General features: G+C 32.0%; 4 protein-coding genes. 3 read left to right on the plus strand and 1 reads right to left on the minus strand.

Annotated elements, in window-relative coordinates; all coding sequences use genetic code 11:
- Positions 1 to 246 precede the first annotated feature (246 nt).
- From MV052_RS10150 to MV052_RS10160, 3 genes are read left to right on the plus strand one after another with little or no spacing between them, the layout of a single operon-like run.
- On the plus strand, positions 247 to 1,887 hold the full coding sequence (locus tag MV052_RS10150) for a bifunctional protein-serine/threonine kinase/phosphatase (protein ID WP_297443995.1): 1,641 nt from the start codon (positions 247 to 249) through the stop codon (positions 1,885 to 1,887).
- 45 nt (positions 1,888 to 1,932) lie between these two features.
- Positions 1,933 to 3,921 carry a M3 family metallopeptidase gene (locus MV052_RS10155; RefSeq protein WP_297443997.1) on the plus strand — a complete coding sequence of 663 codons (1,989 nt, stop codon included), beginning with the start codon at positions 1,933 to 1,935 and terminating at the stop codon, positions 3,919 to 3,921.
- A 56-nt stretch (positions 3,922 to 3,977) separates the two neighbouring features.
- Positions 3,978 to 4,922, plus strand: coding sequence for an endonuclease/exonuclease/phosphatase family protein (locus tag MV052_RS10160; protein ID WP_297443999.1), 945 nt, complete (start codon positions 3,978 to 3,980; stop codon positions 4,920 to 4,922).
- On the opposite strand, the gene MV052_RS10165 is transcribed toward MV052_RS10160, so the two are convergent.
- A complete protein-coding gene (locus MV052_RS10165) occupies positions 4,919 to 5,599 on the minus strand; it encodes a uracil-DNA glycosylase (RefSeq protein WP_297444001.1) in 681 nt (226 codons plus the stop codon). The two genes, MV052_RS10160 and MV052_RS10165, sit on opposite strands and share 4 nt — an antisense overlap.
- Positions 5,600 to 5,739 lie beyond the last annotated feature (140 nt).

Raw genomic sequence — 5,739 nt, forward strand, 5'->3', positions numbered from 1 at the left:
CTGGAGTAAATAACCTTAAAGGTCTTGTAAAATTTGCTTCATTCTCAAAAGGTGATGCAACTAATGGTTATGCTGCTTCTCAAAATGACAAAACTGTTGGTTGGGTACAATTAGATTATAAATTCTAAACACTTTTTTATAGGAGTGAGTATTTCGATACTCTCTTCCTTTATATGATTATATTATATACAAAAAATTATTCAAACAAATTTTCTATTGTGTATAATATAGTTATAAGGGGTAACTATGAATAAACAAGATATTAAAACTACTGGCTTTTCACTTGCAAAACAAAAACACCTAACTGGTGATGATTTTTACGATATTAAAACTATTGGTGATATGACAGTAGGGATAGTTTGTGATGGTGTGGGAAGTGCCGATGAAGGTGCTGCAGCAGCCAAAAGAGTTACAACATATCTCATGAATAACTTTAAAATTCGTCCAAAAACATGGTCTATTGAAAAATCTATCAAAACTTTTATAGAATCTATAAACTCCATCCTCTTTCAAGAATCTCAGACAAATTATGAACGTAGCGAACTTGTCACAACACTGACAATAGTAGTCATTCAAGGCAATCGTTTGTATGGTGCCAATGTTGGTGACAGTAGAGTCTATCTTTACAGAAATGAAGAGTTAACACAACTCTCTAACGATCATGCCATGGAAGAAGAAGGATATGAAAATGTCCTCACCCAAGCCATTGGCATAAGTGATAGTGTTGATTCCTATTATTTTGAGAATATACTCCAAAAGGATGATAAAATTCTTCTTTGTAGTGATGGTCTGTACACCATCCTTAGCGAAGAAGAAATAAAAGCGAATATAAACAAAGGAGCAAATGCTCTTGTAAAAAAAGCGAGTAAACTAACAGAGGACAATCTACCTGATGATACTACCGCAGTTGTTTTAGAAATACTTCAAGCCAATGAAAGAGAAGTGTTAAAACTTTTAAATCTTGAAATACCAGAATCCCTAACTGAGGGAGAAGTAATAGATGGTTATAAACTTGAAAAATCTCTTATTCAAAACAACAGAACCTGGCTTGCAACAAAAAAAACAAAACAGTATGTTATAAAATTTGCTCCCTATGAAGCGATAGATGACAGTGCAATTCTTGACTTATTTGTTAAAGAAGCATGGAATGCCAAACGCCTCAAAGCACACTGTTTTCCAAAAGCTGTCATCCCAAAAACACGCTCAAAGCGTTACTATGTGATGCAGTTATTTCGAGGAGAAGACTTAAATAGTTATCTAAAAACTCATAAACATATCACTATAGATGATGGCGTAGAATTAACAACAGTACTTTTAAAGATGTCCCAGTATCTGCTAAAATACGACCTAATTCATGGCGATATCAAACCAGACAACATAATGATAGCAAAAATCAATGAAGATACTACAGAGTATAAAATAATTGATTTTGGAAGTATCACGGAGATTTTCTCTACACAGTCACAAGTGGGTACTCCAAGCTTTCTAGCACCAGAAAGATTTCAAGGAGAAGCTATCAGTGAGACAACAGAAATTTTTGCCATTGGTGTTACTCTTTATCTTAGTCTCACAGGGAAATACCCTTACGGAGAGATAGAACCATTTCAAAATCCAAGCTTTAAAGAAGCAAAAAAACCTAGCAGTTTAAATTCAAATATTCCTGATTGGTTAGATAGTGTCATCATGCGAGCGATTGCTTTAGACAAAGAACAAAGGTATGAGCACTACTCTGAGATGGCATACGAACTCACACATCCACAAAAAGTAAAGCCTTATTTTATAAAGAATGCGCCACTTATAGAAAAGTCTCCCCTACTCTTTTACAAGAGTGCTTTTACAATAATGACTTTTATAAATTTTATACTTATATATTTATTATTAAAATAAAAAAAGAAGGTAAAATTACACTCAACATAATACTAAGGAATAGTGATGTCAAAATTTTTACAATTTAAGTGTGATCTTGAAAACTTTATAGATGATCTTAAAAATAGACTTGAAAATAATAATAAAAAAATAGAAGAGCTACTTGGGCAAGAAAAAAAAACATACGCAAATTTTGTTAAGCCTTTAGAGATGATGGATGAATATCTTGAACAATTTTTTACACCGCTATCTCATCTAAACGCAGTAAACAACTCAGATCAAACGCAGCAGGTTTATACCGAGTCACTTCCTATTATCACAGAATATTCAACAAAACTTTCTCAAAATCTTGATATTTACAATGCATATAAATCAATTTTAGAAAATGAAAAAGATAGTTTAAACCATGATCAACAAAGAGTTTTAGAGCTTAATATCTTAAACTTTGAACTTAGTGGTGCACACTTGGACGATACAAAAAAAGAGAGGCTCCAAGAGATAAATATCAAAAAAAGTGAACTTGCAAATAATTTTTCTCAAAATCTTTTAAACGCAACAAATGCTTATGAATACATCATCACAGATGAAAAAGACATTGAAGGCTTACCGCAAAGTGAAATAGAAAATGCAAAATTTAAGGTGAATGCCGAAGGCAAAGAGTCTCCCCTGGGGGATGAAGAAGATGGAAAAATAAAATATAAATTCACTTTACAAATGCCTTCTTACATTGCCTATATGACCTACGGAAAAAATCGTCAAATTAGAGAAGAGTTATACAAAGCTTACGTCTCTCGAGCCCCAGAAAATGCAAAAATAATTGATGAACTTTTATCACTTAGAAATGAGATGAGCGTACTCTTAGGTTTTAACAACTATGCAGATTATTCACTTGCAAGCAAAATGGCAAAAGATGAACAAAGTGTTTTAAACTTTTTAAATAATCTTTTAGATAACTCGATTTCTCAAGCAAAAAATGAACTAAGTGAATTACAAAATATTGCACCCCAAAGACTAGAAAGTCACGATACCGCTTACTATGGAGAACTTCTTAAAAAAGCACAATACGACATAGATGAAGAACAATACCGTCCTTATTTTGAGCAAAGAAGCGTTGTTGAAGGAATGTTTACATTTTTAAATAAACTTTTTAATCTTGAATTTAAAAAAGTCGATGAAGAACTATGGCATGAGAAAGCATATGCCTATGATGTTTATGAAAACAATAAATTAAAAGCAAGAATATTACTTGACTTAGAAGCTAGGAAATCTAAACGCGGTGGCGCTTGGATGCATAATTGGCAAGCACACTGCAAAGATGAGTTAGGAGAAGAACAGTTAGCTTCAGCTTTTGTTGTATGTAACTTTCCACCATCTAGCGATACAAGTCCATCTCTCCTTCGTCATGACGATGTAGTAACTCTTTTTCATGAAATGGGACATACAATTCATCATATTTTAAGTGAAGTAAATGAGAATGAGGTCAGTGGAGTCAACGGTGTTGAATGGGATGCAGTCGAATTTCCGTCACAATTTTTAGAAAACTTTGCTTATGAGCCACAAGTCTTAAAAATGTTTGCAAAGCATTATGAGACAAAGGAGACAATTTCTGACGAAATGATAGATAAATTGGTAAGAAGCAAAAATTTTCTTTCTGCCATGGGAATGTTACGACAACTAGAATTTTCGATTTTTGATTTTCAGCTTCATACGAAATTGTATAAGGGTGAAGAAGTACAAAACCTCCTAGATAGTATTAGAAAAAAAACTGCACTAATTGCACCTCCAAAGTATAATAAATTTCAAAATGGCTTTGCCCATATATTCGCAGGTGGTTATGCTGCAGGTTACTACAGCTATAAATGGGCAGAAGTATTAAGTGCAGATGCTTTTTACTCTGTTGTTGATGAAGGAATATTCGGATCTAATACTGCAAAAAAATACCAAAATATAATTCTGCATCGTGGTGGTTCAGCAAGTATGCATAAACTTTTTCATGAACTGATGAGTAGAGATGCAGATACGGATAAACTCTTGAGACTCAATGGAATTAAATAGTGAAATTTTTTGTTTTATTATTGCTATTGATTTCACTAATATATGGAGAAAATACTTTGAAAATTGCTACCTATAATGTAGAAAATCTCTTTGATTTACAAAGAAGTGGGCATGAATATAAAGAATACATTCCTTATACTAAATCAAATTGGAACAATCGAACGTATCAAATTAAACTAAACAACACTGCAAGAGTCATAAAAGATATAAACGCAGATATTATAGCCCTACAAGAGATAGAATCTCTCAGAGCACTAAAAGATTTACGTTATACGCTCAAGAGAATGGGCTTATACTATCAATACTACAAAATAGCCAATTATAAAAACACAACTGTAAAAGTAGCAATCCTCAGTAAAATACCTTTTGTTTATAGCCATGAAATAGCTGTTACGTCCACATATAAATATAGAAATATTTTAGAAGCTAAATTTAAAATTAATAATGAAGACTTGTACTTATTGGTAAATCATTGGAAAGCCAAATCTGGTCCAGAGAGTCGAAGAATAATCTCAGCAAAAATATTAAGCAAAAGAGTTCAAGAACTTGGAATAAATAAAAATATAATTGCCCTAGGTGACTTCAACTCTCATTATGAAGAGTTTAAAACTTTTATACGAAAAAGACGTCATAACGATACCAATGGTATTACTGGTATAAATCACATACTTGGAACAATAAATAATCAAACAACTGCAAATAAAGTCAAGATAAATGCAGGTGAATTTTATAATCTCTGGTATGACATAGATAAAAACAGACGATATACCTACATTTTTCGAGGGAAAAAAGAAGCACTTGACCATATACTAATCACAAAAAATCTCTTAGATGCAAAAGGATTAGAATATAAATCTAAATCAATACATGCTTTTGAAAAAGAGTATCTATTCAAGGGAAAATCAATTTATAGATGGCAAACAAAAAGAGCTAATCCTCCAAAACACAAGGGTAAAGGATACTCAGATCACCTGCCCGTTATCGCAGAGTTTACATACTAATCAAGACACCAGTCAATCTCTTTTTTATCATATTTTTTTAAATATTCATTCGTTTGGGAAAATGGTTTTGAACCAAAAAAACCTCTATAAGAAGATAAAGGTGAAGGGTGTGGAGCTTTTAAAATAAGGTGCTTAGAACTATCAATTAACTTTTCTTTTAATTGAGCAGGCTTCCCCCATAATATAAATACTACATGTTCCAAATGTTCATTTATAGCTTTAATAGTAGCATCCGTAAAATTTTCCCAACCTTTTCCTTTATGTGAGCCAGCCTCATGTGCACGTACAGTTAAGACGGTGTTAATTAAAAAGACGCCCTGCTTTGACCATTTACTCAAATCTCCACTTTTTGGTAATTCACAGCCTATATCACTGTTTAACTCTTTAAATATATTAACAAGAGAAGGAGGAAATTTATTATTTTGAATCACAGAAAATGCAAGTCCATGTGCCTGATTTTCCCCATGATAAGGATCCTGTCCAATTATAACAACTTTCACATCATTAAATGAAGTAGTATTATAAGCTCGAAAAATATCTTTATTTGAAGGAAAAACTACGTAAGATTTTTCTTCTTGAATTAAAAAGTCTTTTAAATTTGAAAAATAATCTTGAGTAAATTCATTTTGCAAAATATTTTTCCAACTTTCATCAATTTTAGGGTTAACAAGATGCATACATACCTTTTTAATGAAATAATAACACAGAAAATCTAATTAAAAGCAATCCAAACGCAGTAAAACAAAGAAAAGAGTAAAAGAGGAACTAAATACTAAAAGCAATAAAGAAAAAACTAAACACCAAGAACAGCATAAAC

Origin of the sequence: Sulfurimonas sp. (genome assembly GCF_026988655.1) — a bacterium.
Lineage (GTDB): Bacteria > Campylobacterota > Campylobacteria > Campylobacterales > Sulfurimonadaceae > Sulfurimonas.

What these genes read in the sequence shown, in the direction of transcription:
- MV052_RS10150 (WP_297443995.1), top strand. Translation starts at nt 247, where the DNA reads ATGAATAAACAAGATATTAAAACTACTGGCTTTTCACTTGCAAAACAA.
- MV052_RS10155 (WP_297443997.1), top strand. Translation starts at nt 1,933, where the DNA reads ATGTCAAAATTTTTACAATTTAAGTGTGATCTTGAAAACTTTATAGAT.
- MV052_RS10165 (WP_297444001.1), bottom strand. Translation starts at nt 5,599, where the DNA reads ATGCATCTTGTTAACCCTAAAATTGATGAAAGTTGGAAAAATATTTTG.